Annotated in this window: 21 protein-coding genes and 1 pseudogene; 13 read left to right on the forward strand and 9 right to left on the reverse strand. The window is 71.5% G+C overall.

Translation table 11 applies throughout. The features are described from left to right. The 3 genes and pseudogenes from IG05_RS0114545 to rpsN all read right to left on the reverse strand — a co-directional run bounded on the left by IG05_RS0114545 (position 1) and on the right by rpsN (position 1,561). The gene (locus IG05_RS0114545) at positions 1-516 is read right to left on the reverse strand and encodes a DUF4232 domain-containing protein (RefSeq protein ID WP_030342649.1); all 516 of its coding nucleotides are present in this window, start codon (positions 514-516) and stop codon (positions 1-3) included. Positions 517-684: 168 nt separating this feature from the next. Then, complete coding sequence (locus IG05_RS0114550) at positions 685-1,188, reverse strand: hypothetical protein (RefSeq protein WP_234335859.1); 504 nt, start codon at positions 1,186-1,188, stop codon at positions 685-687. Between the two features lie 69 nt (positions 1,189-1,257). Further along, positions 1,258-1,561, reverse strand: a pseudogene (gene rpsN / locus IG05_RS42165) (30S ribosomal protein S14). A 196-nt stretch (positions 1,562-1,757) separates the two neighbouring features. On the opposite strand from rpsN, the gene rpmG reads away from it, so the two are divergent. Both rpmG and IG05_RS0114570 read left to right on the forward strand, forming a co-directional pair. Further along, positions 1,758-1,922 carry a 50S ribosomal protein L33 gene (gene rpmG / locus IG05_RS0114560; RefSeq protein ID WP_030342652.1) on the forward strand — a complete coding sequence of 55 codons (165 nt, stop codon included), beginning with the start codon at positions 1,758-1,760 and terminating at the stop codon, positions 1,920-1,922. A 601-nt stretch (positions 1,923-2,523) separates the two neighbouring features. Beyond that, a complete protein-coding gene (locus IG05_RS0114570; protein WP_030342654.1) occupies positions 2,524-2,793 on the forward strand; it encodes a DUF397 domain-containing protein in 270 nt (89 codons plus the stop codon). Positions 2,794-2,904: 111 nt separating this feature from the next. Here the strand turns inward: IG05_RS0114570 and IG05_RS0114575 are convergent, their stop codons facing one another. Then, a complete protein-coding gene (locus IG05_RS0114575) occupies positions 2,905-3,402 on the reverse strand; it encodes an ATP-binding protein (RefSeq protein ID WP_234335860.1) in 498 nt (165 codons plus the stop codon). Positions 3,403-3,746: 344 nt separating this feature from the next. Here IG05_RS0114575 and IG05_RS0114580 point away from each other — a divergent pair, with 344 nt between their 5' ends. The 3 genes from IG05_RS0114580 to IG05_RS0114590 all read left to right on the forward strand — a co-directional run bounded on the left by IG05_RS0114580 (position 3,747) and on the right by IG05_RS0114590 (position 6,861). Beyond that, positions 3,747-4,571, forward strand: a complete 825-nt coding sequence (locus IG05_RS0114580) for a helix-turn-helix domain-containing protein (protein WP_051789853.1) — start codon at positions 3,747-3,749, stop codon at positions 4,569-4,571. A gap of 87 nt (positions 4,572-4,658) precedes the next feature. Next, the gene (locus tag IG05_RS0114585; RefSeq protein ID WP_030342659.1) at positions 4,659-6,119 is read left to right on the forward strand and encodes an aldehyde dehydrogenase family protein; all 1,461 of its coding nucleotides are present in this window, start codon (positions 4,659-4,661) and stop codon (positions 6,117-6,119) included. 190 nt (positions 6,120-6,309) lie between these two features. Then, entirely contained in the window at positions 6,310-6,861 is a 552-nt protein-coding gene (locus IG05_RS0114590; RefSeq protein ID WP_030342660.1) for a DinB family protein, read from the forward strand. 182 nt (positions 6,862-7,043) lie between these two features. On the opposite strand, the gene IG05_RS0114595 is transcribed toward IG05_RS0114590, so the two are convergent. Continuing rightward, positions 7,044-8,450, reverse strand: a complete 1,407-nt coding sequence (locus IG05_RS0114595) for a glutamate decarboxylase (RefSeq protein ID WP_030342662.1) — start codon at positions 8,448-8,450, stop codon at positions 7,044-7,046. Between the two features lie 25 nt (positions 8,451-8,475). Beyond that, positions 8,476-9,759, reverse strand: coding sequence for an ion channel protein (locus tag IG05_RS0114600; protein WP_030342664.1), 1,284 nt, complete (start codon positions 9,757-9,759; stop codon positions 8,476-8,478). A 112-nt stretch (positions 9,760-9,871) separates the two neighbouring features. On the opposite strand from IG05_RS0114600, the gene IG05_RS0114605 reads away from it, so the two are divergent. Both IG05_RS0114605 and IG05_RS0114610 read left to right on the forward strand, forming a co-directional pair. Next, complete coding sequence (locus IG05_RS0114605; RefSeq protein ID WP_030342665.1) at positions 9,872-10,636, forward strand: MerR family transcriptional regulator; 765 nt, start codon at positions 9,872-9,874, stop codon at positions 10,634-10,636. Between the two features lie 140 nt (positions 10,637-10,776). Beyond that, entirely contained in the window at positions 10,777-11,910 is a 1,134-nt protein-coding gene (locus IG05_RS0114610; RefSeq protein ID WP_030342667.1) for a DedA family protein, read from the forward strand. 28 nt (positions 11,911-11,938) lie between these two features. Here the strand turns inward: IG05_RS0114610 and IG05_RS0114615 are convergent, their stop codons facing one another. Beyond that, positions 11,939-13,591 carry a threonine/serine ThrE exporter family protein gene (locus tag IG05_RS0114615; RefSeq protein WP_030342669.1) on the reverse strand — a complete coding sequence of 551 codons (1,653 nt, stop codon included), beginning with the start codon at positions 13,589-13,591 and terminating at the stop codon, positions 11,939-11,941. Positions 13,592-13,706: 115 nt separating this feature from the next. Beyond that, entirely contained in the window at positions 13,707-14,198 is a 492-nt protein-coding gene (locus tag IG05_RS0114620) for an inorganic diphosphatase (protein ID WP_030342671.1), read from the reverse strand. A 124-nt stretch (positions 14,199-14,322) separates the two neighbouring features. Here IG05_RS0114620 and dacB point away from each other — a divergent pair, with 124 nt between their 5' ends. From dacB to folE, 6 genes are all read left to right on the forward strand, one after another. After that, positions 14,323-15,870 carry a D-alanyl-D-alanine carboxypeptidase/D-alanyl-D-alanine-endopeptidase gene (gene dacB / locus IG05_RS0114625; protein ID WP_030342673.1) on the forward strand — a complete coding sequence of 516 codons (1,548 nt, stop codon included), beginning with the start codon at positions 14,323-14,325 and terminating at the stop codon, positions 15,868-15,870. Positions 15,871-15,991: 121 nt separating this feature from the next. Continuing rightward, positions 15,992-17,092 carry a zinc-dependent metalloprotease gene (locus IG05_RS0114630; RefSeq protein WP_030342675.1) on the forward strand — a complete coding sequence of 367 codons (1,101 nt, stop codon included), beginning with the start codon at positions 15,992-15,994 and terminating at the stop codon, positions 17,090-17,092. A 191-nt stretch (positions 17,093-17,283) separates the two neighbouring features. Then, positions 17,284-18,342 carry a tRNA lysidine(34) synthetase TilS gene (gene tilS, locus IG05_RS0114635; RefSeq protein WP_030342677.1) on the forward strand — a complete coding sequence of 353 codons (1,059 nt, stop codon included), beginning with the start codon at positions 17,284-17,286 and terminating at the stop codon, positions 18,340-18,342. A 110-nt stretch (positions 18,343-18,452) separates the two neighbouring features. Then, on the forward strand, positions 18,453-19,013 hold the full coding sequence (gene hpt, locus IG05_RS0114640; protein ID WP_030342680.1) for a hypoxanthine phosphoribosyltransferase: 561 nt from the start codon (positions 18,453-18,455) through the stop codon (positions 19,011-19,013). Between the two features lie 217 nt (positions 19,014-19,230). Next, entirely contained in the window at positions 19,231-21,270 is a 2,040-nt protein-coding gene (gene ftsH, locus IG05_RS0114645) for an ATP-dependent zinc metalloprotease FtsH (protein ID WP_030342682.1), read from the forward strand. Positions 21,271-21,413: 143 nt separating this feature from the next. Next, positions 21,414-22,019: a GTP cyclohydrolase I FolE gene (folE, locus tag IG05_RS0114650; RefSeq protein ID WP_030342684.1), complete on the forward strand. Its 606-nt coding sequence runs from the start codon at positions 21,414-21,416 to the stop codon at positions 22,017-22,019. A gap of 34 nt (positions 22,020-22,053) precedes the next feature. On the opposite strand, the gene IG05_RS0114655 is transcribed toward folE, so the two are convergent. Then, positions 22,054-22,542 carry a DUF3180 domain-containing protein gene (locus tag IG05_RS0114655; protein ID WP_030342686.1) on the reverse strand — a complete coding sequence of 163 codons (489 nt, stop codon included), beginning with the start codon at positions 22,540-22,542 and terminating at the stop codon, positions 22,054-22,056. Positions 22,543-22,600: the final 58 nt, after the last annotated feature.

Consider the following 22,600-nt stretch of genomic DNA (forward strand, 5'->3'; position numbering starts at 1 on the left):
TCAGTCGCCGACCTGCTGGAAGGCGCTCACGGAGGCGTCCGGCCCGCTCCCGTCGGCCTTGGCGGCGACCGGGCCGTACGTCCACGGGAAGCTGCGGCTGGCGTCCGAGCCGGGCAGGGTGATCGTCACGGTCTTCGCGGCCAGCGCGTTCCCGGCGCCGTCCTTGCCGCGCACGTAGCTGATGGAGAAGGACGCGGAGTCGCCCTTGGCCAGCTTCAGCTTCTGCGCCTTCGCGCCCTTGAGCACGGGCACGGTGGCCTTGCTGCCGCCGCCCTTCAGCACGACGGCCGGGAAGTGCTCCAGGGTGCAGGGCGCGCTCTGGTTGGTGAGGCTCACCGGGATCTCGCCGGTGTCGCCGGCGGCCGGTGCCGCGCTCGCCGAGCCGATCTGCACGGAGACCCCGCCGATGTCGCAGGCGGAGCCGCTCTTGCCGTTCTTGTTCCCGCCGCTGTCGTTGCAGGCGGTCAGCAGCACAGCGGCGGCGAGGGCGGTGACGGTGAGCGGAATGGCGCGCATGAGCAGATTCCCATCGAGGTCGGGACGGTCTCCCCGCATCATGGCCCCTGCGCCCGGGACGCGATCACGCGCCCCGGTCCGATTCACCGCTTCAGGGGTGCCTTCGCCGCTTCCCGGGCGCCTGCCCCGCCCGCCCGCGGACGCCGCCGTCTCCCCCCGCGGGCGCCCTCACCGCTTGGCGGGCGCCGTCGGCAGCCCCGACGGCAGCTTGCCGCCCTCGGCCTTGGTGTAGGTCTCCTGGCCGGTCTCGCCCGACCAGGTCACCTTCAGCGTCGTGCCGTTGACGGAGTCGACCATGCCGGTGGTCCGCTCCTTGCCGCCGCCCCGGCAGGTCAGGTGGATCATCTGCATGCGGTCCTCGGCCCCCGCGGTCCCGCTGCACACGGTCCCGCCGGTCACGAAGACGCCGGCCTGCTTCCCGGTGACCACCAGGGCCACGATCTTGCCGTCGGCGGTGGTGATCCAGCTGCCCTGGAGCCCGGCGGCAGCGCCGGTCACACCCGGCGAGGCCGTACCCGCAGACGTGCCCGGTGAGGCTGGGGCGCCGGCCTTCTCGCCGGAACCTCCCGAGCCCCCGTCCCCGGAACCGCCGCCGCACGCCGTCAGTGCCAGCGCGCCCGCCAGTCCCGCGGCCAGGGCCGCGCCCCGCACCCTCGCATTCGCAGTAGTCACCGGAAAGCTCCCTCCGCGGTAGCGGCCGGCCGCCCTCGCCGGACGGCCCGCAGCGCAAGCTACCAGGAGTCACCAGGACGACTTCCGCACCCCGGGCAGGTGTCCCCGGTGCGCCCGGGCGCGCAGGCAGCCGCGGGACAGGCCGAAGACGCGCAGGCAGCCGCGGGGACGGCCGTCGGCCCGGTCGCGGCTCCGCACGCGCGCGGCACTGGCGTCCCGGGGCCGGCGGCGCAGTTCCCGCCGGGCGGCGAGCCGTCCGGTCGGGGGTGGCGGGCCGGCGGATGATCTCCTTCGGTCCGGCGCGGCGCTCGGCGTACCGGGCGACCACATCCTTGCGCCGCTCGTACCTCGCGATCCTGCGCTGCTTCGCCAGCGGACCCTCACACCCCGGGCGCGGGGGCGGGCGCCTGCCGCCTCGGCGCCGATCGTGTCCACCGTCCTGACGGCCGGCGCGCCCGCCCGCAGCCGGGGACGTACCGGCCCTGGTGGGCATGCAGTGCGTGGACACGGTGACGTAGCTCTCCCGCAACAGTGATGCTAATGGGATTCATTTTCAGTAAAATGTCGGCATGGCACGCAATGAACTCCGCCCCGTCGTCAAGCTCCGGTCCACGGCCGGAACCGGCTACACCTACGTGACCCGCAAGAACCGCCGCAACGACCCGGACCGCATGACGCTGCGCAAGTACGACCCGGCCGCCGGCCGGCACGTCGACTTCCGAGAGGAGCGCTGACCACCGCCCGCCCGCACGGTGCGCCGCGACAGGACCCGCAGTCGCGCGCCACTCGGTCACCCGGGTCACTCGGTCACCCGGGTCACTCGGTCACCCGGGTCACTCGGTCACCCGGGTCACTCGGTCACCCGGGTCACCCGGTTGCCCGGGTCGACCGCGTCACGGCCCGACAGCAGTTGCTGCCGGCGCGGGCCGGGGGGTGCCCGGGATGCGGCGTCGCTCCCGCATTCCACTCGTTTCACTCACTGACGAAATCGGTCGTCCGGCGGCTGGGTGATCTCCTCCCGGCCGGTGCCGGTGATCTCGGCCAACCCCGCCGACCGGACCGTCACCCGGACCCTGGAACATGAAGGGCGCGGTGCGCGTCTCTTCCTAGTGCGCGAGGGGTTCGACCCGGACGGCCCGGGGACATGTCCTGCCTGTTCCAGGGCAGGTGCCGGAACGGCTTCGGGTAAAGCGGACGTCAAGGTTGTAATCGCAGGACCACTCCTCGTGCACGTGCATTTGCTCACGCATCCGCACGTGAACCAAGTTATGATCCGGGTCAGTTGACCACAGCATCTATGGCCTCACCAGCCAGTGCACCACCGGGGAGCGACCTGTGGACCGCGACGTCGACGGCGTGTACGGGGGGTACGACGTGTACAACGGCATGGCTGCCACGCAGCTGAACGGAGTGGCCTGGCAGAAGAGCAGGCACAGCAACTCGCAGGGTTCCTGCGTGGAGTTCGCGCGCTTGCCGGGCGGCGAGGTCGCCGTACGCAATTCCCGGTTCCCGGACGGGCCGGCGCTCGTCTACACGCGCGCGGAGATCGAGGCGATGCTCCTCGGCATCAAGGACGGCGAGTTCGACCACCTGATAACCAGCTGACGCGGACCGTCCGTCCGCGAGGGCCGGATGGCAACGATGTCGGAGGCACCCGCATCCGTACGTGACCAGTGGACGCGCGTAGACATCGCGCGTCCGCCGGTGCGGAACGGGTCAGCCGGCCGCCGGCAGCCGGAACATCGCCCAGACCACCTTGCCATCCAGCGTGCCCGCGAGCGGGTGCCAGCCCCAGCTGTCGGCGAAGGACTCGACCAGGAACAGCCCGCGGCCCGACTCGGCGGAGAAGTCGTCCGAGTCGCGCGGGACCGGCGTCTCGTGGCTGGGGTCGCGCACCCCGCACACCAGCCGCCCGCTCCACCGCATCAGGTGCAGCCGCACGCACGGGTGGTGCGCCTCGCCCCGGCACGGAGCGGCCGGCACCGCGTGCCGCAGGGCGTTGGTCACGAGTTCGGAGACGACGAGACAGATGTCGTCGAAGCGGTCCCCGACGTCCCACCGGTCCAGGGTGTCGCGGGTGAAGCGCCGGGCCTCGCGCACCGCCTCGAAACGGGCGGGCAGGGCGCAGGAGGCGGCATCGGACACGGCCGCGGGATCCAGCGGCGGAAGGCCCTGCCGTAACGGCTTGAGCATGGTCGATCCATTCGTCCCCATGCGAGGCACTCCCGGGAATTCGCGGTCGTTGCGATGCAGCGGTGGCGCTGCACCATGGTTTCGGATGCGCAGAGCAGATGCAAGGGCAGATGCACGTGCACGCGACCGAAATGGCCCTGCCCGTACCGCTTCTTGGCCATTTTTTCTGCCATCTTCACGTCGATCCCGCCAGAGGTCCGGACCTCTTGCCGATCGGAGCCCGGCAGAAACGGCCGAGCTCTTTCCGTTTCCGTAACCGGGCGAGTACTGCTCGGAGTGTTTTAGTGGCAGACTTCGGCCCCTGAAGACGGTTGGGGAGGCTGGCGAACGTGAGCGCGGGAGAGCCCGGATCGGTGGTGCGGCGGATGCTGCTCGGCTCGCAACTCAGGCGACTGCGTGAAACACGGGGGATCACGCGGGAGAAGGCCGGATACTCGATCCGCGCCTCCGAGTCGAAGATCAGCCGGATGGAGCTGGGCCGGGTGAGCTTCAAGACGAGAGACGTCGAAGACCTGCTGACGCTCTACGGCATCACCGACGAGGCGGAGCGCGAGTCGCTGCTCTCCCTCGCCCGTGAGGCCAACGTGGCGGGCTGGTGGCACAGTTACACCGATGTCCTGCCCAGCTGGTTCCCCACCTACGTGGGCCTGGAGGGCGCCGCCTCGCTGATCCGCGCCTACGAGGTGCAGTTCGTGCACGGCCTGCTGCAGACCGCCGACTACGCCCGCGCGGTGGTCCGGCGCGGCATGAAGGGCGCGAGCGCCGCCGACGTCGAACGCCGGGTCGCCCTGCGCCTGGAGCGGCAGAAGCACCTGCTCGCCGACAACGCCCCCGAGTTCCACATCGTCCTGGACGAGGCCGCCCTGCGCCGTCCCTACGGCGACCGCGAGGTGATGCGCGGCCAGTTCCAGCACCTGATCGACATCTCCGAGCGGCCCAACGTGCGCCTGCAGGTCATGCCGTTCAGCTTCGGCGGGCACTCCGGCGAGAGCGGCGCCTTCACCATCCTCAGCTTCCCCGAGTCCGATCTGTCCGACGTGGTCTACCTGGAGCAGCTGACCAGCGCCCTCTACCTGGACAAACGGGAGGACGTCGCCCAGTACGAGCAGGCCCTGAAGGAACTCCAGCAGGACAGCCCCGGGCCCGACGAGAGCCGGGACCTGCTGCGGGGTCTGCTGCAACTGTCCTGACCGGCCCCAACTCCCTTTACTTGCAAGTAGGATGACGCTCGCTCAGGCATGCACGGATCTGGTGTCCGCTAGCGATTGAGGGATCACATGTCGTCCTACTTCACCGACCTGGCCCAGCAGTACATCGACGGCGAGTGGCGCCCGGGCACCGGCTCCTGGGACGTCATCGACTTCAACCCCTACGACGACGAGAAGCTGGCCTCGATCACGGTGGCCACGGTCGACGAGGTGGACGAGGCCTACCAGGCCGCCGCGCGTGCCCAGAAGAAGTGGGCCGAGACCAACCCCTACGCCCGGCGTGCGGTGTTCGAGCGGGCCCTGCGGCTGATAGAGGACCGCGAGCAGGAGATAGCCGACCTGATCATCGCCGAACTCGGCGGCACGCGCGTGAAGGCCGGTTTCGAACTGCACCTCGCCAAGGAGTTCCTGCGTGAGGCGGTCCACCTCGCGCTGCGCCCCGAGGGCAGGATCCTGCCCTCCCCGACCGAGGGCAAGGAGAACCGGGTCTACCGGGTGCCGGTCGGCGTCGTGGGCGTGATCAGCCCGTTCAACTTCCCCTTCCTGCTGTCGCTGAAGTCGGTAGCGCCGGCCCTCGCGCTCGGCAACGCCGTGGTGCTCAAGCCGCACCAGAACACCCCGATCGCCGGCGGCACCCTGCTCGCGAAGATCTTCGAGGAGGCCGGGCTGCCCGGCGGTCTGCTCAACGTGGTCGTCACCGACATCGCCGAGATCGGTGACGCGTTCCTGGAGCACCCCGTCCCGAAGGTCATCTCCTTCACCGGTTCGGACAAGATCGGCCGGCACGTCGCCACCGTCTGCGCCAAGCACTTCAAGCGCTCGGTGCTCGAACTGGGCGGCAACAGCGCGCTGGTGGTACTGGACGACGCGGACATCGACTACGCGGTGGACGCGGCCGTCTTCAGCCGGTTCGTGCACCAGGGCCAGGTCTGCATGGCCGCCAACCGGGTCCTCGTGGACGCCTCCGTCGCCGAGGAGTTCACCGAGAAGTTCGTCGCCAAGGTCCGCACCCTCAAGGTCGGCGACCCGCGCGACCCGGAGACCGTGATCGGTCCGGTGATCAACTCCGCGCAGGCCAACGCCGTCTCGGGCACCGTGGAGCAGGCGCTCGCCGAGGGCGCCACCGCGCTGGTGCGCGGCACCACCACCAACAACCTGGTCGGGCCGACCGTACTGACCGGCGTCCCCGCCGGCTCCCCGCTGCTCCAGCAGGAGGTCTTCGGCCCCGTCGTCTTCCTGGTCCCGTTCGACGGGGAGGAGGAGGCGGTCCGGATCGTCAACGACACCCCTTACGGCCTGAGCGGCGCCGTGCACACGGGCGACATCGAGCGGGGCGTGGCCTTCGCCAAGCGGATCGACACCGGCATGTTCCACGTGAACGACGGCACGGTCCACGACGAGCCGATCGTGCCCTTCGGTGGCGAGAAGCACTCGGGTCTCGGCCGCCTCAACGGCGAGACCACGCTGGAGGCGTTCACCACCGTCAAGTGGATCTCGGTGCAGCACGGCCGCAGCGGCTTCCCCTTCTAGCCGCGCGCCGCTTGCCCGGCTCCCGTCCGGCCCGTTCCGCGGCCGGCCTGTTCCGCGGGCCGGCCTGTTCCGTGGTCCCGCCTTTTCGCACCCCGGGCCAATGAGGACAGCAGCTGTCCTCATTGGCCCGTAGCGTCTTCGGTGTCGGGGGAACGGCCCCGGCGAACGGCCCGACGAAAGGCGGCACGCCATGGTCACGCACGTTCCGGCGGAGGCGAAGGGCGACGAGCGCGGGGCGCTGCTCGCGTTCATCGAGGAGCAGCGCGGCGGGATCCGCCGGGCGCTGCTCGGGCTGACCGAGGAGCAGGCCCGTACCCGCCCCAGTGCCAGCGAGCTGTCTCTGGGCGGCCTGCTCAAGCACGTCGCCGAGGTCGAGCAGAGCTGGATCGCCCGGGCGAAGCAGGAGCCGCCGGCGGTGCGGCGCGACGAGTCGAACTGGCACGAGACCTTCCGGCTGACCGGGGACGAGACGGTCGCCTCGCAGCTGGCGTACTGGGAGCAGGTGGCCGCCGAGACGGAGAAGTTCATCCGCTCTGCGCCCAGCCTGGACGACACCTTCCCGCTGCCGCCCGACCCCTGGTTCCCGCCGGAGGGCCGGGTCTCGCTGCGCTGGCTCTGCCTGCACCTGATCCGCGAGACGGCCCGGCACGCCGGTCACGCCGACATCGTCCGCGAGTCGCTGGACGGCAGGACCGCGTTCGAACTGGTGGCGCTGGAGCAGGGCGGCTCCTGGGGGCAGTGATCTCGGGGGTGCTCACCCAGCCCCCTGGGGCGGCCCCGAGCCGTGGAGCCTCGGCCGGGTCGCCCGCGTCGAGCAGGCCGCCCCCGCTCCCGCCTCCGCCCCGCCATCACCGGCGGGGGCGAACCGTTAGCCGGCCTGCCCGCCCAGGACGCGGAATGCCGGGGCGCCCAGGACGCGGAGAGTCAGTGGTGGAACCCGGTGGCCGCGCCCTTGTCCCGGGTCAGCGGGTGCGGCTGGCGCCGTAGCTCCGGCAGCAGGCGGGTCAGGTCGTCGACGAACAGGTCGGCCAGGTCGCGCGAGAAGCCGTTGCGGCACACGACCCGCAGCACGGCCAGGTCCTCCCGGTGGGGCGGGAAGGTGTAGGCGGGCACCAGCCAGCCGCCCTCGCGCAGCCGCCGGGACACGTCGAAGACGTCGTACGACGTGACGTCCTCGGCCGTGGTCAGCGCGAACACCGGAAGCTGGTCCCCGCGCGTGAGCAGCCGGAAGTCGCCGAGCGCGGCGATCCGGCCGGCGAGCGAGCGCGCCACGTCCCGCGTGGACTGCTGCACCGCGCGGAAGCCCTCCCGGCCCAGCCGCAGGAACGTGTAGTACTGCGCGACCACCTGGGCGCCGGGCCGGGAGAAGTTCAGCGCGAAGGTCGGCATCTCGCCGCCCAGGTAGTTCACCCGGAACACCAGCTCCTCGGGCAGCGCCTCCGGGTCCCGCCACAGCGCCCAGCCGACGCCCGGGTACACCAGGCCGTATTTGTGGCCGGAGCAGTTGATCGACGCCACGCGCGGCAGCCGGAAGTCCCACACCAGGTCCTCGTCCAGGAAGGGCGCCACCATTGCGCCGGACGCACCGTCGACGTGCACCGGGACATCGAGCCCGGTGCGCTCCTGGAGGGCGTCCAGGGCCGCGCACAGGTCGGCGATCGGCTCGTAGGAACCGTCGAAAGTGGAACCGAGGATGCCGACGACCCCGATGGTGTTCTCGTCGCACAGGCCGGCCGCGGCCTGCGGGTCCAGGTGGAAGCGCTCGCCCTCCATGGGGACCAGCCGGGCCTCCACTTCCCAGAAGTTGCAGAACTTCTCCCAGCAGACCTGGACGTTGACCCCCATCACCAGATTGGGCCGCGCGCCCGGGTACCGGTCGGCGTTCCGCTTCGTCCAGCGCCGCTTCAGCGCCATGCCGGCGAGCATGCACGCCTCGCTGGACCCGGTCGTCGAACAGCCCACCGCGGTCGCCGGGTCCGGCGCGTTCCACAGGTCGGCGAGCATCGCCACACAGCGCCGCTCCAGCTCGGCCGTGCGCGGGTACTCGTCCTTGTCGATCATGTTCTTGTCCCGGCACTCCGCCATCAGCATCCCGGCCTGCGGCTCCATCCAGGTGGTGACGAAGGTGGCCAGGTTCAGCCGGGCGTTGCCGTCCAGCATCAGCTCGTCGTGCACCAGCTGGTACGCCGTGGACGGGGGCAGCGGGGTGTCCGGCAGCCGGTGGGTGGGCGGGGCCTCGGTCATGCCGCCGACCGGGTTGGCCTCCCCGAAGAAGGGGTTGACGGACACCGTCCGCTTCTCGTGCCGGCCGGAGCCTTTGTGCAGGGCCATGGGTTGCCTCCAAGGGGGATGAGGGTCAGCGGACCGGGGTGCCGTCCGCGCACAACTGCATCTGCGGCCGGCCGGTGACCAGCAGCCAGGCCGGCAGCGAGGCGATGCACAGCAGGGCGAGGACGGCGGGCGAGGCGACCAGGACGGCGGCGGTGAACAGGCTCACCCAGCCCTGTCGGGTGATCGCCAGGAGCATGCCGAGGACGCCGGTGGCCACGCCCAGCGAGGGCTGCACGGCCGGCACCAGCGCGTGCGCGGCGAGGCCGAGGGCGGTGCCGACGAAGACCGCGGGGAAGATCCGGCCGCCCCGGAAGCCGCAGGAGGCGGCGACGAGCAGCGCGGCCAGCTTCACCACCGCCATGGTGAGGAACTGTCCCGCCGACCAGCCCGCCGGGTCGCGGGCCAGCTGCGCGATCTCGGACAGGCCCTTGAACAGCGTGAGGTGGCCGCCCAGGGCCGCGAGACCGGCCAGCAGGACCCCGCCGGCCGGCAGCATCAGCATCGGGTGCCGCAGCCGCCCCAGGACCGTGTGGACGTACGGGAAGGCGTAGACGGCGCACATGCCGAGCGCCGCGGCCACCGGGGCGATCACCAGTGCGGCCAGCAGGTCCTTCCCGTGCGGGTGGTCCAGGGGCGGCAGGCCCAGGTCGAAGGTGGGGTGGGACACCAGGGTGGTGGTCATGGCCCCGCACGCGCCGGCGGTCAGCGGGGCGAACAGGTTGTCCCACAGCCGGCCCCGCATGGGCCGCCCCGCCAGCGCCTCGGAGATGACCAGCGCCGCCGCCACGGGCGTGCCGAACAGCGCGCCGATCGTCCCGGACTCCGCGAGGACGGGCCACAGGGCGCCCGGCGTCCGGGGCAGGAGGCGCCCGCCGAGCCAGGCGGCGAGCCCCACGTTCACGGCGATGACCGGGTTCTCCGGGCCGAGGCTGGGCCCGCCGGCCAGCATGAGCCCGGCGGCCAGCACCAGGCCCGGCAGCACGGCGGGCGGCAGGACGGGGGAGTGCAGCGCGAGGGTGGCGGGGTCGGGACCGGCGTGGCCGGGCACCTTCCAGACCACCAGCCCCACGGCGATCCCGGTGGCCGTGAGCATGACGGACATCCACAGCACGGACCAGCGGCCCACGCCCAGCGCGTCGGGCAGCGGCCCCCACAGCACGCGCTGGAGCTGCTCCGCCGCCCAGCTCACCCCGACGAAGACCAGGCTCGCGGCCACCCCCACGACGACGGCGGGCAGGATGAACGGCAGCAGAGCCCGTGCCGGGGCGGTCGGGACGCTCGGGGGCGCCTGCGTCGTCTCCTGGGCCACGCGCTCACCATAAGCGGACAGAACGTATCAAACACCCCGAACCGAATGCGGCTTGCACCTCACGTGACGTGAGGCACCACCGTGGACGCGTACCGACGACAAGGAGCGGAAAGTGAGCTACTCCGTGGGACAGGTCGCGGGGTTCGCCGGCGTCACGGTGCGCACCCTGCACCACTACGACGAGATCGGGCTGCTCGCCCCCGGTGAGCGGACGTACGCCGGCCACCGGCGCTACAGCGACGCCGATCTCGACCGGCTCCAGCAGATCCTGTTCTACCGGGAGCTCGGCTTCCCGCTCGACGAGGTCGCGGCCCTGCTCGACGATCCGGACGCGGACCCGCGTACCCACCTGCGCCGCCAGCACCGGCTGCTGACCGCCCGGATCGAGAAGCTGCAGAAGATGGCCGCGGCCGTGGAGCAAGCCATGGAGGCACGCACGATGGGCATCGACCTGACGCCGGAGGAGCGGTTCGAGGTGTTCGGGGACAAGGACCCCGAACAGTACGCCGAGGAGGCCGGGCAGCGCTGGGGCGACACCGAGGCCTGGGCCGAGTCCCAGCGCCGCGCCGCCCGCTACACCAAGGAGGACTGGAAGCGCATCCAGGCCGAGGTCGACGACTGGGGCGAGCGGTACGCCGCCCTGGTCGCCGCCGGCGAGCGGCCGGCCGGCGAGGCGGCCATGGAGCTGGCCGAGGAGCACCGCCGGCACATCAGCCGGTACTACTTCGAGGTCCCGTACGAGATGCACCGGTGCTTCGCCGGGATGTACGTCTCCGACGAGCGCTTCAAGGCGTTCTACGACTCCATGCACCCCGGCCTCGCCGAACACCTGCGCGACGCGATCCTCGCCAACGCGGACCGGCACACCACGTCCTGACGCCCCGGCCCGGGGCCGGCCCGCGGCCCCGGGCACCGGCCGGGACCGCGCGGAACCCGGTGCGGTCGCCTCACGTTGATAGTTTTGTACGGCGCCCCATCCACGTTCAGCCGCCTTCACCCCCTCAGGAGCCCGGACCCGTGATGACACTCGCCCTCGGCCCGAGCTGGCTGGACCCCGACTACCTGCTCAGCACCTACAGCGTCTGGGGCCTGCTGCTCATCGTCTTCGCCGAGTCCGGCCTGCTCATCGGCTTCTTCCTGCCGGGTGACTCGCTGCTGTTCACTTGCGGTCTGCTGATCACCTCCGGCGACCTGGACTTCCCGCTGTGGGCCGCGATCCCCCTGATCTGCCTCGCCGCGGTCCTGGGCGACCAGGCGGGCTACATGTTCGGCAGGAAGGTCGGGCCGTCCCTGTTCAACCGCCCGGACTCGCGCCTGTTCAAGCAGGAGAACGTCGCCAAGGCGCACGATTTCTTCGAGAAGTACGGGCCGAAGTCGCTGGTCCTGGCCCGGTTCGTGCCGATCGTGCGCACGTTCACGCCGATCATCGCGGGCGTCAGCGGCATGAAGTACCGCTCGTTCCTGGTCTTCAACGTCATCGGTGGCGTCCTGTGGGGCGCGGGCGTCACCCTGCTCGGCCATTGGCTCGGCAACATCGGCCTCGTCAAGAACAACATCGAGGCGATCCTCATCCTGATCGTCCTCGTCTCCGTGGTCCCGATCGGGATCGAGTTCCTCCGCGCGCGGAGCAAGAGCAAGAAGAAGGCCGAGCAGAACCGGCCCGAGCCCCGGCCGCAGTCCCCGCAGCAGCCCGCCCAGCCGCAGCCGCAGTACCGGCAGCAGTACCAGCAGCCCCCGGTCATGGACGACGCCACGACCCGCCTGCGCCGCATCGAGCCGGAGCAGCCGCAGTACCAGCAGCCTCCGCACCAGCACCAGCACCAGCAGCAGCCGCAGCAGCAGGACTGGAACCGGCAGCAGGGCTACGACGAGTACTACGACCAGCAGCAGTACGCACCGCAGCAGCACCACCCCGACCAGCAGTACCAGCAGCAGTACAGCCGGCAGCAGTACGACCAGCAGCAGTACGAGCAGCAGCAGGCGTACGACCAGCGGCGGCACGATCAGGGCCAGTACGGTCAGGGCCAGGAGCAGTACGACCCGAACGGGTACGACCCCAACCCGTACGACCCGAACCAGTACGACCCGAACCAGTACGACCCGAACCAGTACGACCCGAATCAGTACCCGCACGACCACCGCCGGCAGTAGCGGGGCCGGGGCGCGCGGGGGCGGGGGTCTAGAACCCCCTGGTCCGCTTGGCGGCCCGCCGCTTCCCGGCGGAGCCGACCCGCAGGAACAACCGGGAGATCTCCGACCCGAGGTGGACCCCGATCGCGATGGCCATCGCCAGCGACGCGGCCTTGGCCAGTGACACCAGCCCCTTGTCCACGTCGTTCTGCGCCATGGACAGCAGCCCGAAATACGTCGCGGAACCGGGCAGCAGCGGCCCGATCGCCGCCGTCGTGTACGGCAGCGCGGAGGCGAACCGGTACCGGGACAGCAGCTGCCCGAACAGTCCCACCAGGCCCGCCGCCACGGCCGTGGAGGCCACCGGTGAGATGTCGCCCGCATAGCGCATCGCGCCGTACACCGACCAGGCGACACCTCCGTTGAGGGTCACCCAGAGCACGGTGGACCGTTCCTGCTGGAGCAGGACGGCGAAGGTCAGCGAGAGCAGCATCGAGGCCGCGATCTGGATCAGCGGCCGCTCGGAGATGGTGGGCACCGCGTCCGGATTGAGCTTGCCGCCGATCTTCACGCCGAAGTACAGGACGACCAGCACGCCGACGACGATCCCGACGAAGAAGTACATGACCTCCAGCAGCCGGGCGGAGGCGGTGATGTAGAAGCCGGTCAGCCCGTCCTGCACGCCCGCCACCAGCGCCCGCCCGGGCAGCAGCGCGAACAGCCCACCGGTGATCACCGCGGAGCCGTTCACGTTCACGTGCGCCAGCGTCAGCGCCACCCCGATCGCCGCAGGCGGCATCGCGGCCACCGTGAACTGGTAGAACTCCGGCAGCCCGCGCCCCGCGCACAGCCACGCCAGCCGGTCGCCGAGCATCGCGCCCACCGCGGCCGCCACGAACACGATCACGTCACCGCCGACCAGCACGGAGGCCGCACCGGCCAGCAGCCCGCTGGCCAGGGTCAGCGCCCAGCCGGGGTACGGGTGCCGGTTGCGGCGGATCTCCGCCAGCCGCCGGTAGGCCTCCTCCAGCGAGACATGGGTCTCCGGGTCGGTCAGATCGTCCACGAGCCGGAACACGGCCGCCAGGCGCGTGTAGTCGGTGCCCCGCCGCCGTACCGTCCGGGACGCCGTCACCGGGTCCTCCACCAGGGACGGCTGGTGCGAGATCGACAGCAGCGTGAACGTGACGTTCGGCTCGCACCGGTCCAGGCCGTAGGACCGGCACACCGCGAACATCGCGGCCTCCACGTCCTCCGCGCCCTCGCCGCCGGCCAGCAGCAGCTCCCCGATACGCAGGGTCAGGTCCAGCACGCGCGGGACGGCCGGGCCGCCCTCGTCCACCCGCTGCACCGGCTCCGGCGCCGGCCGCTCGGCCACCGGCATGCGCAGCATCGTGCGCATCCGGTCCTGCCAGGGCGCGTCCTTGACCAGGCTGACCAGCGGCACCCCGGTGGCCGGCGTGAACGCGGCCGGGGCGTGCTCCGTGCTGTAGGTGCTCGGCGGACTGAACGCCGACCCCTCCGGCTCGGCAGTCGACGGCTGCAGCGTCTGCAGCCCCTGCGGTACGGCGAACTCGGAGGTCGTCTCCGAGTCATCGCCCTTGGGGACGTCCAGACCCCGGGGAATCGCGAACTCGGACGTGATCTCCGGGTCGTACCGCGCCTCGTCGGACCGGGGCTTTCGGTCCTCCGCCTCCGTCACCTCGCACCGCTTCCTGAACGACACCTTCCGTAGGCCTCAGTATGCGCATGGGTACGCAAACGGGCCGCGCCACCCCACGCAGGGTGCCGCGGCCCGCGGAAGACAAACCGGCCGGTCAGTGGCCGCCCTGCTCCTTGAAGCGCTTGTACGACCGCTCGATCTCCACCTCGGCGTCCGTGCGGCCCACCCAGTTGGCACCCTCGACCGACTTGCCGGGCTCCAGGTCCTTGTAGACCTCGAAGAAGTGCTGGATCTCCAGGCGGTCGAACTCCGACACGTGGTGGATGTCGCGCAGGTGCTCCACACGCGGGTCGGTGGCCGGGACGCACAGCAGCTTGTCGTCGCCGCCCGCCTCGTCGGTCATCCGGAACATGCCGATCGCGCGGCAGCGGATGAGGCAGCCCGGGAAGGTCGGCTCGTCCAGGATGACCAGCGCGTCCAGCGGGTCGCCGTCCTCGCCGAGGGTGTTCTCGACGAAGCCGTAGTCGGTCGGGTAGGCGGTCGAGGTGAAGAGGCGACGGTCCAGGCGGATCCGACCGGTCTCGTGGTCCACCTCGTACTTGTTCCGCGAACCCTTCGGGATCTCGATCGTGACGTCGAACTCCACCGGTGGCTCCTCCATGATCAGCACATAGTTCTGGTGGTTAAGTGTCCCTCACGCAGGTGTGTGATCGCGAAAGGGGCTGGTGGTCGTGCCAGAGCTGGGGCCTTGGCGAGCCGCGAGACCGCGGATGGCGCGGATCGCGAACGCCGTACGACCGCGTCTGGCGAGCGCCGTGACGGCCGCCCGGCCGCGCCTCGTGGGGCTGGCGAGGGCCGTGCGCGTCAGGCCTGGGCACCTCCCCCGTCTCCCCCGGACCGTCAGGACCTGGCAGTACACCGCGGGCGCCGCCACCGCCGGCCTGGCGCTGGCCGCCGGCGTGGTGACCGTCACCGGTCCCTGGGACGCCAACGGTCAGCGTACGGCCGAGCGGGACCGGGCCGCCGCCCTGGAGCGGTCAGGTGGCGCAGATCACGGCGGCTCCGGCACGGCCGGCGGAGGGCTCCGGCCCGCGCCGAGCGCCGCACCCGTCCTGGCGGCCCTGGGCGGCACCACGAGCGCCGTCGGCACCAAGAAGGCCCCTCCGGCGCCCGAGGACCTCACCGGCCGCCTGAAGCCCCTCCTGGACGCTCCCGCGCTGCCCGGCCCGCACGCGGCCGCCGTCGTCGACGTCGCGACCGGCACCCGCCTGTACGGCGCCGACGCCGGCAAGGCCCTCACCCCCGCCTCCACCACCAAGATCGCCACCGCCGTCGCCGCACTGTCCGCCCTCGGCCCCGACCACCGCCTCACCACCCGCACCGCCCTCGAACCCGACACCCGCGAGCTCGTCCTGGTCGGCGGCGGCGACCCCACCCTCACCGCGCACGCCCGGACCGACGGCTGGGCCGGCCTGCGGGCGCTGGCGGCGGACACCGCCGAGGCGCTGGACCGGCGCGGCATCCACAAGATCACGCTTTCCTACGACACCACCCTGTTCACCGGCCCGGCCCTGCACCCCATCGGCGTCAACGACAACCTCGCCCCGGTCAGCGCCCTCACCGTCGACGAGGGCCGCACCGACGGCTCCGCCGGCGGCCCGGTCACCCGGGTGGGCGACCCGGCGGCCGACGCGGCGGCCAGGTTCGCCGGCTTCCTGAAGGACGCCGGCATCACCACCACGTCCCCCGGCCCCTCCAAGGCCAGCACGCGCGCGCAGACCCTCGCGACGGTCTCCTCGCCGCCGCTGTCCGCCCTGGTCGAGCGGATGCTGACCAACAGCGACAACGACATCGCGGAGGCCCTGGCCCGGCACACGGCCCTGGCCGGCGGGCAGCCGGCGAGCTTCTCCGGCGGCGCCGAGGCCATCGCCACGCAGCTGCGCAAGCTCGGCCTGCCCATGGCGGGTGCCGCCTTCCACGACGGCAGCGGCCTCGACCGCGACGACCGGCTCACGGCCGGCCTCCTGACCGCGCTGCTGGTCAAGGCGGGCGACCCGCAGCGCCCCGGCCTGCGCCCGGTCCTCACCGGCCTGCCCGTGGCCGGCTTCACCGGCACCCTGAGCACCCGGTACGCCGACGGCGCCGCCGGTGTCGTACGCGCCAAGACCGGCACCCTGACCGGGGTGAACACGCTGGCCGGCACGGTCGTGGACGGCAACGGCCGGCTCCTGGCCTTCGCCTTCCTGGCCTCGGGCACGACCAGCGCCCCGGAGGCCCAGGCGGCCCTGGACAAGGCGGCGACGGCCCTGGCGGGCTGACGGCCGTCCCGGGGGCCGCGGACGCCTCCGCCACCCCGCGGCCCCCATGGCCTGCCCGAAGCGGGAGCGCTCACGTACGGTTGACAGCATGACTGGCTTCGGCGGCACCGCTTCTCCCGGGATGGTCGACTGGAACCTCGCGGTGGCAACCGCGACACGGCTCGTGCGCCCCGGTCCCGACGTCAGCCGCGACGAGGCCAGGGCCGTCGTCGCGGAGCTGCGCCGGCACGCGAAGGCCTCGGAAGGACACGTCCGGGGCTTCACTCGTATGGGCACCGAGGAGACCCACGACACCCCGGTCCTCGTCGTCGACCGGCCCGGCTGGGTCCGCGCCAACGTCGCCGGCTTCCGGGAGATCCTCAAACCGCTCCTGGAGAAGATGCAGGAACGGCGCGGCAACAACCCGGGCAGCGCGGTCCTCGGCGCCGTCGGCGGCAAGGTCACCGGCGTGGAGCTCGGCATGCTCCTGTCGTTCCTGTCCTCCCGCGTCCTCGGCCAGTACGAGACCTTCGCCCCCGCCGCCCGCGACCTCCCGGCCGGCGCGAACGGCGGCGGCCGGCTGCTGCTCGTCGCGCCCAACATCGTCCACGTGGAGCGCGAACTCGACGTCGAGCCGCACGACTTCCGCCTGTGGGTGTGCCTGCACGAGGAGACCCACCGCACGCAGTTCACCGCCGTCCCCTGGCTCCGGGACCACCTGGAGGGCGAAATCCAGTCGTTCCTGGCGGAGACCGACGTCGATCCCATGACCTTCCTGGAGCGCATCAGGGAAGCCGCCCAGTCCCTCGTCGGCGGCCGGCCCGAGGGCGAGGAGGAGGACGGCGGACGTTCCTTCGTGGAGCTGGTGCAGACCCCCGCCCAGCGGGAGATCCTCGGCCGCCTGACGGCCGTGATGTCCCTGCTGGAGGGGCATGCCGACTTCGTCATGGACGGCGTCGGCCCGAGCGTCGTACCGTCCGTCGCGGAGATCCGCGAGAAGTTCCAGCAGCGTCGCGCGAAGGGTGCCTCCCGCCTGGACACGGCCCTGCGCAAGCTGCTCGGTCTGGATGCCAAACTCAGGCAGTACCGGGACGGCGAACGGTTCGTACGAGCCGTGGTCGAGCAGGTCGGCGTCGACGGCTTCAACCGGGTGTGGACCTCGCCCAACACCCTGCCCACGAAGGCCGAGATCGCCAAACCGGCGGACTGGGTCACACGGGTGCACCGCAGGCCGGAGGCGTGAACGGGTGGGGCGGTCGTGAAACGAATCCGGCCGACGGCAGGCGAACGCCCCTCCAATCACCCGTCCGAGGGACCGTGGGCCATGCGTAGGCGTGCAATGCTCGGGGAACGGCCCGCTTCTGTCACCATCTACACACTCTGAGTGACCGACTCGGGCTCACCCCCCGGACAACTTCATGAAGGGAACCGGACATGGGTCCCCATCCTGCGGTCGCGGCGATACGCCTGGCGGTCCGCCGCGCCCTCCACGACATCCTGAACGACCACCAGACCTCCCGCGAGCACCCCGGCCCGCAGCCCTCCGGCGCGCATCCCGCCCTGACGGCCGAGCGGCCCCCCTCCCCGCTCGTCCTCGTCGCGTGCTCCGGCGGCGCCGACTCCATGGCCCTCGCCTCCGCCCTCGCCTTCGAGGCCCCCAGGCTCGGCCTCCGGGCCGGCGGGGTCACCGTCGACCACGGTCTCCAGCCCGGCTCCGACCTCCGCGCCGACGAGGTCGCCCTGCGGCTGCGGGGACTGGGACTCGATCCGGTCGAGTCCGTCGCCGTGACCGTCGGCCGCGAGGGAGGCCCCGAGGCCGCCGCCCGGGACGCCCGCTACGCCGCCCTGGACGCCGCCGCCGAACGCCACGGCGCCGCCGCGATCCTGCTCGGCCACACCCGCGACGACCAGGCCGAAACCGTCCTGCTGGGCCTCGCCCGCGGCTCCGGCACCCGCTCCCTGTCCGGCATGGCCGCGGTCTCGGGGGCCGGCGGCCGTTACCGGCGGCCCTTCCTCCAGCTGGACCGGCAGACCGCCCGCAAGGCGTGCATGGTCCAGTCCCTGCCCGTCTGGGACGACCCGCACAACGCCGACCCCGCCTACACCCGCTCCCGGCTGCGGCACGAGGGCCTGCCCGCGCTGGAGAAGGCCCTCGGCAAGGGTGTCGTGGAGGCGCTGGCCCGCACCGCCCAGCTCTCCCGCGACGACGCCGACGCCCTGGACGCCTGGGCCCGCCAGGCCGAGGCCTCGGTACGGGACGCCGCCGGCCTGCTGGAGTGCGCCAAGCTGTACGCCCTCCCGCCCGCCGTGCGCCGCCGGATCCTGCGCCGGGCCGCCATCGAGGCCGGCGCCCCGGCCGGCGCGCTGTTCGCCCGCCACATCGAGGAAGTCGACCGCCTGATCACCGGCTGGCGCGGCCAGGGAGTCATCAATCTCCCGGGCAAAGTCGTCGCCCAGCGGCAGGGTGGCAGACTGGTGATTCGGCAAGGCTGAATCCCGACCCTCCCGGAGCGACCCTCCGGCGGGCCGGGCGGCCGGGGGCCGTGCATGCGGCCGGAGCCGTGGCCGCGTACGCGGCCTCAAGTGCGGGACGACCGAAAGTGATGCGGGTGGACGCGAAAGACATGGGTGCCGACCTCCAGCAGGTGCTCATCACCAAGGAAGAGATCGACGCGAAGCTGGCCGAGCTGGCCGCGAAGATCGACGCGGAGTACGCGGGCAAGGACCTGCTGATCGTAGGCGTCCTCAAGGGCGCGGTGATGGTCATGGCCGACCTCGCCCGGGCGCTGTCCACCCCCGTCACCATGGACTGGATGGCCGTGTCCTCCTACGGCGCGGGCACCCAGTCCTCCGGTGTCGTGCGGATCCTCAAGGACCTGGACACCGACATCAAGGGCAGGCACGTCCTGATCGTCGAGGACATCATCGACTCCGGCCTGACCCTGTCCTGGCTGATCAACAACCTCGGCTCGCGCGAGCCCGCCTCCCTGAAGGTGTGCACGCTGCTGCGCAAGCCGGACGCCGCCAAGGTCGCCATCGACGTGGAGTGGGTCGGCTTCGACATCCCGAACGAGTTCGTCGTCGGCTACGGCCTCGACTACGCCGAGAAGTACCGCAACCTGCCGTTCGTGGGTACGCTCGCGCCTCACGTCTACGGCGGCTGAGCCGCCCCGGGCCGTGGGCTGAGCCACTCGGCCCAAGCCCGGCAGGACGATCGGGAACCCCAGCGGGTTCCGTTCCGTTGGAGCATGCAGAGACGGGATTCCCAGCCGTCGAAACGGCTCCGTGCGGCTTCGGGCAACATTGCTGGGGTACCGTCAGAAGAACTGTCTTATCAAACTCACTATGGCAGGAGGGACGGGGCGGCACCGCTCCGTATGGATGGACGTGAAGCGATACTTCCGTGGGCCGGTCATGTGGATCGTGCTGGCCGTCCTTGCCGTGGTCGTGTTGATGCAGGTCGTCGGCTCGTCCGGCGGCTACAAGACGGTGGACACCGGCCAGGTCGTTGCGGCGATCAATGACAACAGGGTCCAGTCGGCCAAACTGACCACAGGCGACGAGCAGACCATCAAGGTCACCCTCAAGGACGGCCAGAAGGTCGACGGCAGCTCCAAGATCCAGGCGAGCTACATCGGCGACCAGGGCGTACAGCTCGCCGGGTCGCTGCAGACCAAGTACCAGGACAAGCAGATTCCGGACGGCTACACGGTCTCGCCGTCCAAGCAGAACCCGTTCGTCGGCGTCCTGCTCTCCCTGCTGCCCTTCGTCCTGATCGTGGTCGTCTTCCTGTTCCTGATGAATCAGATGCAGGGCGGCGGCTCCCGGGTCATGAACTTCGGCAAGTCCAAGGCGAAGCTCATCACCAAGGACACCCCGAAGACGACCTTCTCCGACGTCGCGGGCTGCGACGAGGCCGTCGAGGAGCTCCAGGAGATCAAGGAGTTCCTCCAGGAGCCGGCCAAGTTCCAGGCCGTCGGCGCCAAGATCCCCAAGGGCGTGCTGCTCTACGGCCGTCCGGGCACCGGCAAGACCCTGCTCGCGCGCGCCGTCGCCGGCGAGGCGGGCGTCCCCTTCTACTCGATCTCCGGTTCCGACTTCGTCGAGATGTTCGTCGGTGTCGGTGCCTCCCGGGTCCGTGACCTGTTCGAGCAGGCCAAGGCGAACGCCCCGGCGATCGTCTTCGTCGACGAGATCGACGCGGTCGGCCGCCACCGCGGCGCCGGCCTCGGCGGCGGTCACGACGAGCGCGAGCAGACCCTGAACCAGCTGCTGGTCGAGATGGACGGCTTCGACGTCAAGGGCGGCGTCATCCTGATCGCCGCCACGAACCGCCCGGACATCCTCGACCCGGCGCTGCTGCGCCCGGGCCGCTTCGACCGGCAGATCGCGGTCGACCCGCCGGACCTCCAGGGCCGCCTGGAGATCCTCAAGGTCCACCAGAAGGGCAAGCCGGTCGCGCCCGACGTCGACCTGTCCGCCGTGGCCCGCCGCACCCCGGGTATGACCGGTGCCGACCTCGCCAACGTGCTGAACGAGGCCGCGCTGCTCACCGCCCGGGGCGATCAGAAGCTGATCGACAACAAGGCGCTGGACGAGGCGATCGACCGCGTGGTCGCGGGCCCGCAGAAGCGGACCCGGATCATGTCGGACAAGGAGAAGAAGATCACCGCGTACCACGAGGGCGGTCACGCCCTGGTCGCGGCGGCCTCGCCGAACTCCGACCCCGTCCACAAGATCACGATCCTGTCCCGCGGCCGTGCCCTCGGGTACACGATGGTCCTGCCGGACGAGGACAAGTACTCGACCACCCGCAACGAGATGCTCGACCAGCTCGCCTACATGCTGGGCGGCCGGGCGGCCGAGGAACTGGTCTTCCACGACCCGACCACCGGTGCCGCGAACGACATCGAGAAGGCCACCAACCTGGCCCGTGCGATGGTCACGCAGTACGGCATGACCGAGCGGCTCGGCGCGATCAAGTTCGGCGGCGACAACAGCGAGCCCTTCCTCGGCCGTGAGATGGCTCACCAGCGCGACTACTCGGAAGAGGTCGCCGCGCTGGTGGACGAGGAGGTCAAGAAGCTGATCGAGACGGCGCACAACGAGGCCTGGGAGATCCTGGTCGAGAACCGCGACGTGCTCGACAACCTCGTCCTGCAGCTGCTGGAGAGGGAGACGCTGGGCAAGGAGGAGATCGCCGAGATCTTCGCCACCATCGTCAAGCGCCCGCCGCGGCCCGCCTGGACCGGTTCCTCCCGCCGGACCCCGTCCACCCGCCCGCCGGTGCTCTCCCCGAAGGAGCTGGCACTGACCAACGGTGCGAACGGCTCGGCGGCGGCGATCAGCACGGCCAAGTCGACCGCGGCGGAGTCCGCCCCGGTGACCGAGCAGTCCCCGGAGGACCGCCGGGAGAACTGACGGCGAGCTGACCCTGTTCCGGCCACAGGGCCGGAATGGATGCCGCGCCCCCCAGGTTCTAGCCTGGGGGGCGCGGCATTTCGCATGTCCGCACACGGAGCGCGAGGCACACGCGCGTGCACGGCACAGGAACGAGGAACCAGATGACCGACCCGGTGACGCTGGACGGCGAGGGCCGCATCGGCGAGTTCGACGAGAAGCGCGCCGAGAACGCCGTACGGGAGCTGCTGATCGCGGTCGGTGAGGACCCGGACCGCGAGGGGCTGCGGGAGACGCCGGCCCGGGTCGCGAGGGCCTACAAGGAGATCTTCGCCGGCCTGTGGCAGCAGCCGGAGGACGTCCTGACGACGACGTTCGATCTGGGGCACGACGAGATGGTCCTGGTGAAGGACATCGAGGTGTACTCGACCTGCGAACACCACCTGGTGCCGTTCCGGGGCGTCGCCCACGTCGGCTACATCCCGTCCGAGACCGGCAAGATCACCGGCCTGTCCAAGCTCGCCCGGCTGGTCGACGTCTACGCCCGCCGGCCGCAGGTGCAGGAGCGCCTCACCACGCAGATCGCGGACTCCCTGATGGAGATCCTGGAGCCGCGGGGCGTCATCGTGGTGGTCGAGTGCGAGCACATGTGCATGTCCATGCGCGGCATCCGCAAGCCGGGCGCGAAGACCATAACGTCCGCCGTGCGCGGTCAGCTGCGGGACGCCGCCACGCGCAACGAGGCGATGAGCCTCATCATGGCGCGCTGACCGCGCCCACCGCGCCGCCGGGCGGGGCCGCCCCTCAGGCCGCGGGCTCCGCTCCCGGGGGGTTCTGGTCGTCGTCCTCCGGGAGCTTGCACACCCGCTCCAGGAACAGGGCGGCCGCTATCACGCCGAGGCCGGCCAGCACCGAGAGACCGGCGTAGATCGCCTGGTCCCGGCGGGCCGGGATGTCCAGCAGCTCCAGCAGGAAGACGCCCGTACCGCCGTACATGCCGGAGACGAGGGCGGCGACCAGGGCGCTGGCCTGGCCGAAGACGACCGCGCGGGCGGCCATCAGCGGGTCGACGCCCTTGGCGCCCGGCCGGCGCTCGCGCTGCGCCTTCAGCCGGGCGCGCAGCGAGAGCGCCGTGGACAGCAGGACCACCGCGATCAGCGCGAGGACCACCGGAGCGGCCAGGGGGACGCCGGGAAGGGTCCCGACCGAGTTCCAGAGGCGGGCGCCCGCCCAGGACAGGACGCCGGCCACGACGAACACGCCCGCCAGCACCCTGATGCGCAGCTCTCTCACGGTGTCCCTTCAGTTCCCCCGGACCGTCCCGGGTCGCTCCGTCCCGGACGGACGGTGG

This window comes from Streptomyces sp. NRRL S-1022 (assembly GCF_000720135.1).
Classification (GTDB): domain Bacteria; phylum Actinomycetota; class Actinomycetes; order Streptomycetales; family Streptomycetaceae; genus Streptomyces.

Bases quoted from the DNA above. Each gene is read 5' to 3' on its own strand.
- IG05_RS0114545 (WP_030342649.1), bottom strand. From the start codon at position 516: ATGCGCGCCATTCCGCTCACCGTCACCGCCCTCGCCGCCGCTGTGCTG.
- rpmG (WP_030342652.1), top strand. From the start codon at position 1,758: ATGGCACGCAATGAACTCCGCCCCGTCGTCAAGCTCCGGTCCACGGCC.
- IG05_RS0114575 (WP_234335860.1), bottom strand. From the start codon at position 3,402: ATGGGGACGAATGGATCGACCATGCTCAAGCCGTTACGGCAGGGCCTT.
- IG05_RS0114580 (WP_051789853.1), top strand. From the start codon at position 3,747: ATGCTGCTCGGCTCGCAACTCAGGCGACTGCGTGAAACACGGGGGATC.
- IG05_RS0114585 (WP_030342659.1), top strand. From the start codon at position 4,659: ATGTCGTCCTACTTCACCGACCTGGCCCAGCAGTACATCGACGGCGAG.
- IG05_RS0114590 (WP_030342660.1), top strand. From the start codon at position 6,310: ATGGTCACGCACGTTCCGGCGGAGGCGAAGGGCGACGAGCGCGGGGCG.
- IG05_RS0114595 (WP_030342662.1), bottom strand. From the start codon at position 8,450: ATGGCCCTGCACAAAGGCTCCGGCCGGCACGAGAAGCGGACGGTGTCC.
- dacB (WP_030342673.1), top strand. From the start codon at position 14,323: ATGGCGCGGATCGCGAACGCCGTACGACCGCGTCTGGCGAGCGCCGTG.
- IG05_RS0114630 (WP_030342675.1), top strand. From the start codon at position 15,992: ATGGTCGACTGGAACCTCGCGGTGGCAACCGCGACACGGCTCGTGCGC.
- tilS (WP_030342677.1), top strand. From the start codon at position 17,284: ATGGGTCCCCATCCTGCGGTCGCGGCGATACGCCTGGCGGTCCGCCGC.
- hpt (WP_030342680.1), top strand. From the start codon at position 18,453: ATGCGGGTGGACGCGAAAGACATGGGTGCCGACCTCCAGCAGGTGCTC.
- ftsH (WP_030342682.1), top strand. From the start codon at position 19,231: ATGGACGTGAAGCGATACTTCCGTGGGCCGGTCATGTGGATCGTGCTG.
- folE (WP_030342684.1), top strand. From the start codon at position 21,414: ATGACCGACCCGGTGACGCTGGACGGCGAGGGCCGCATCGGCGAGTTC.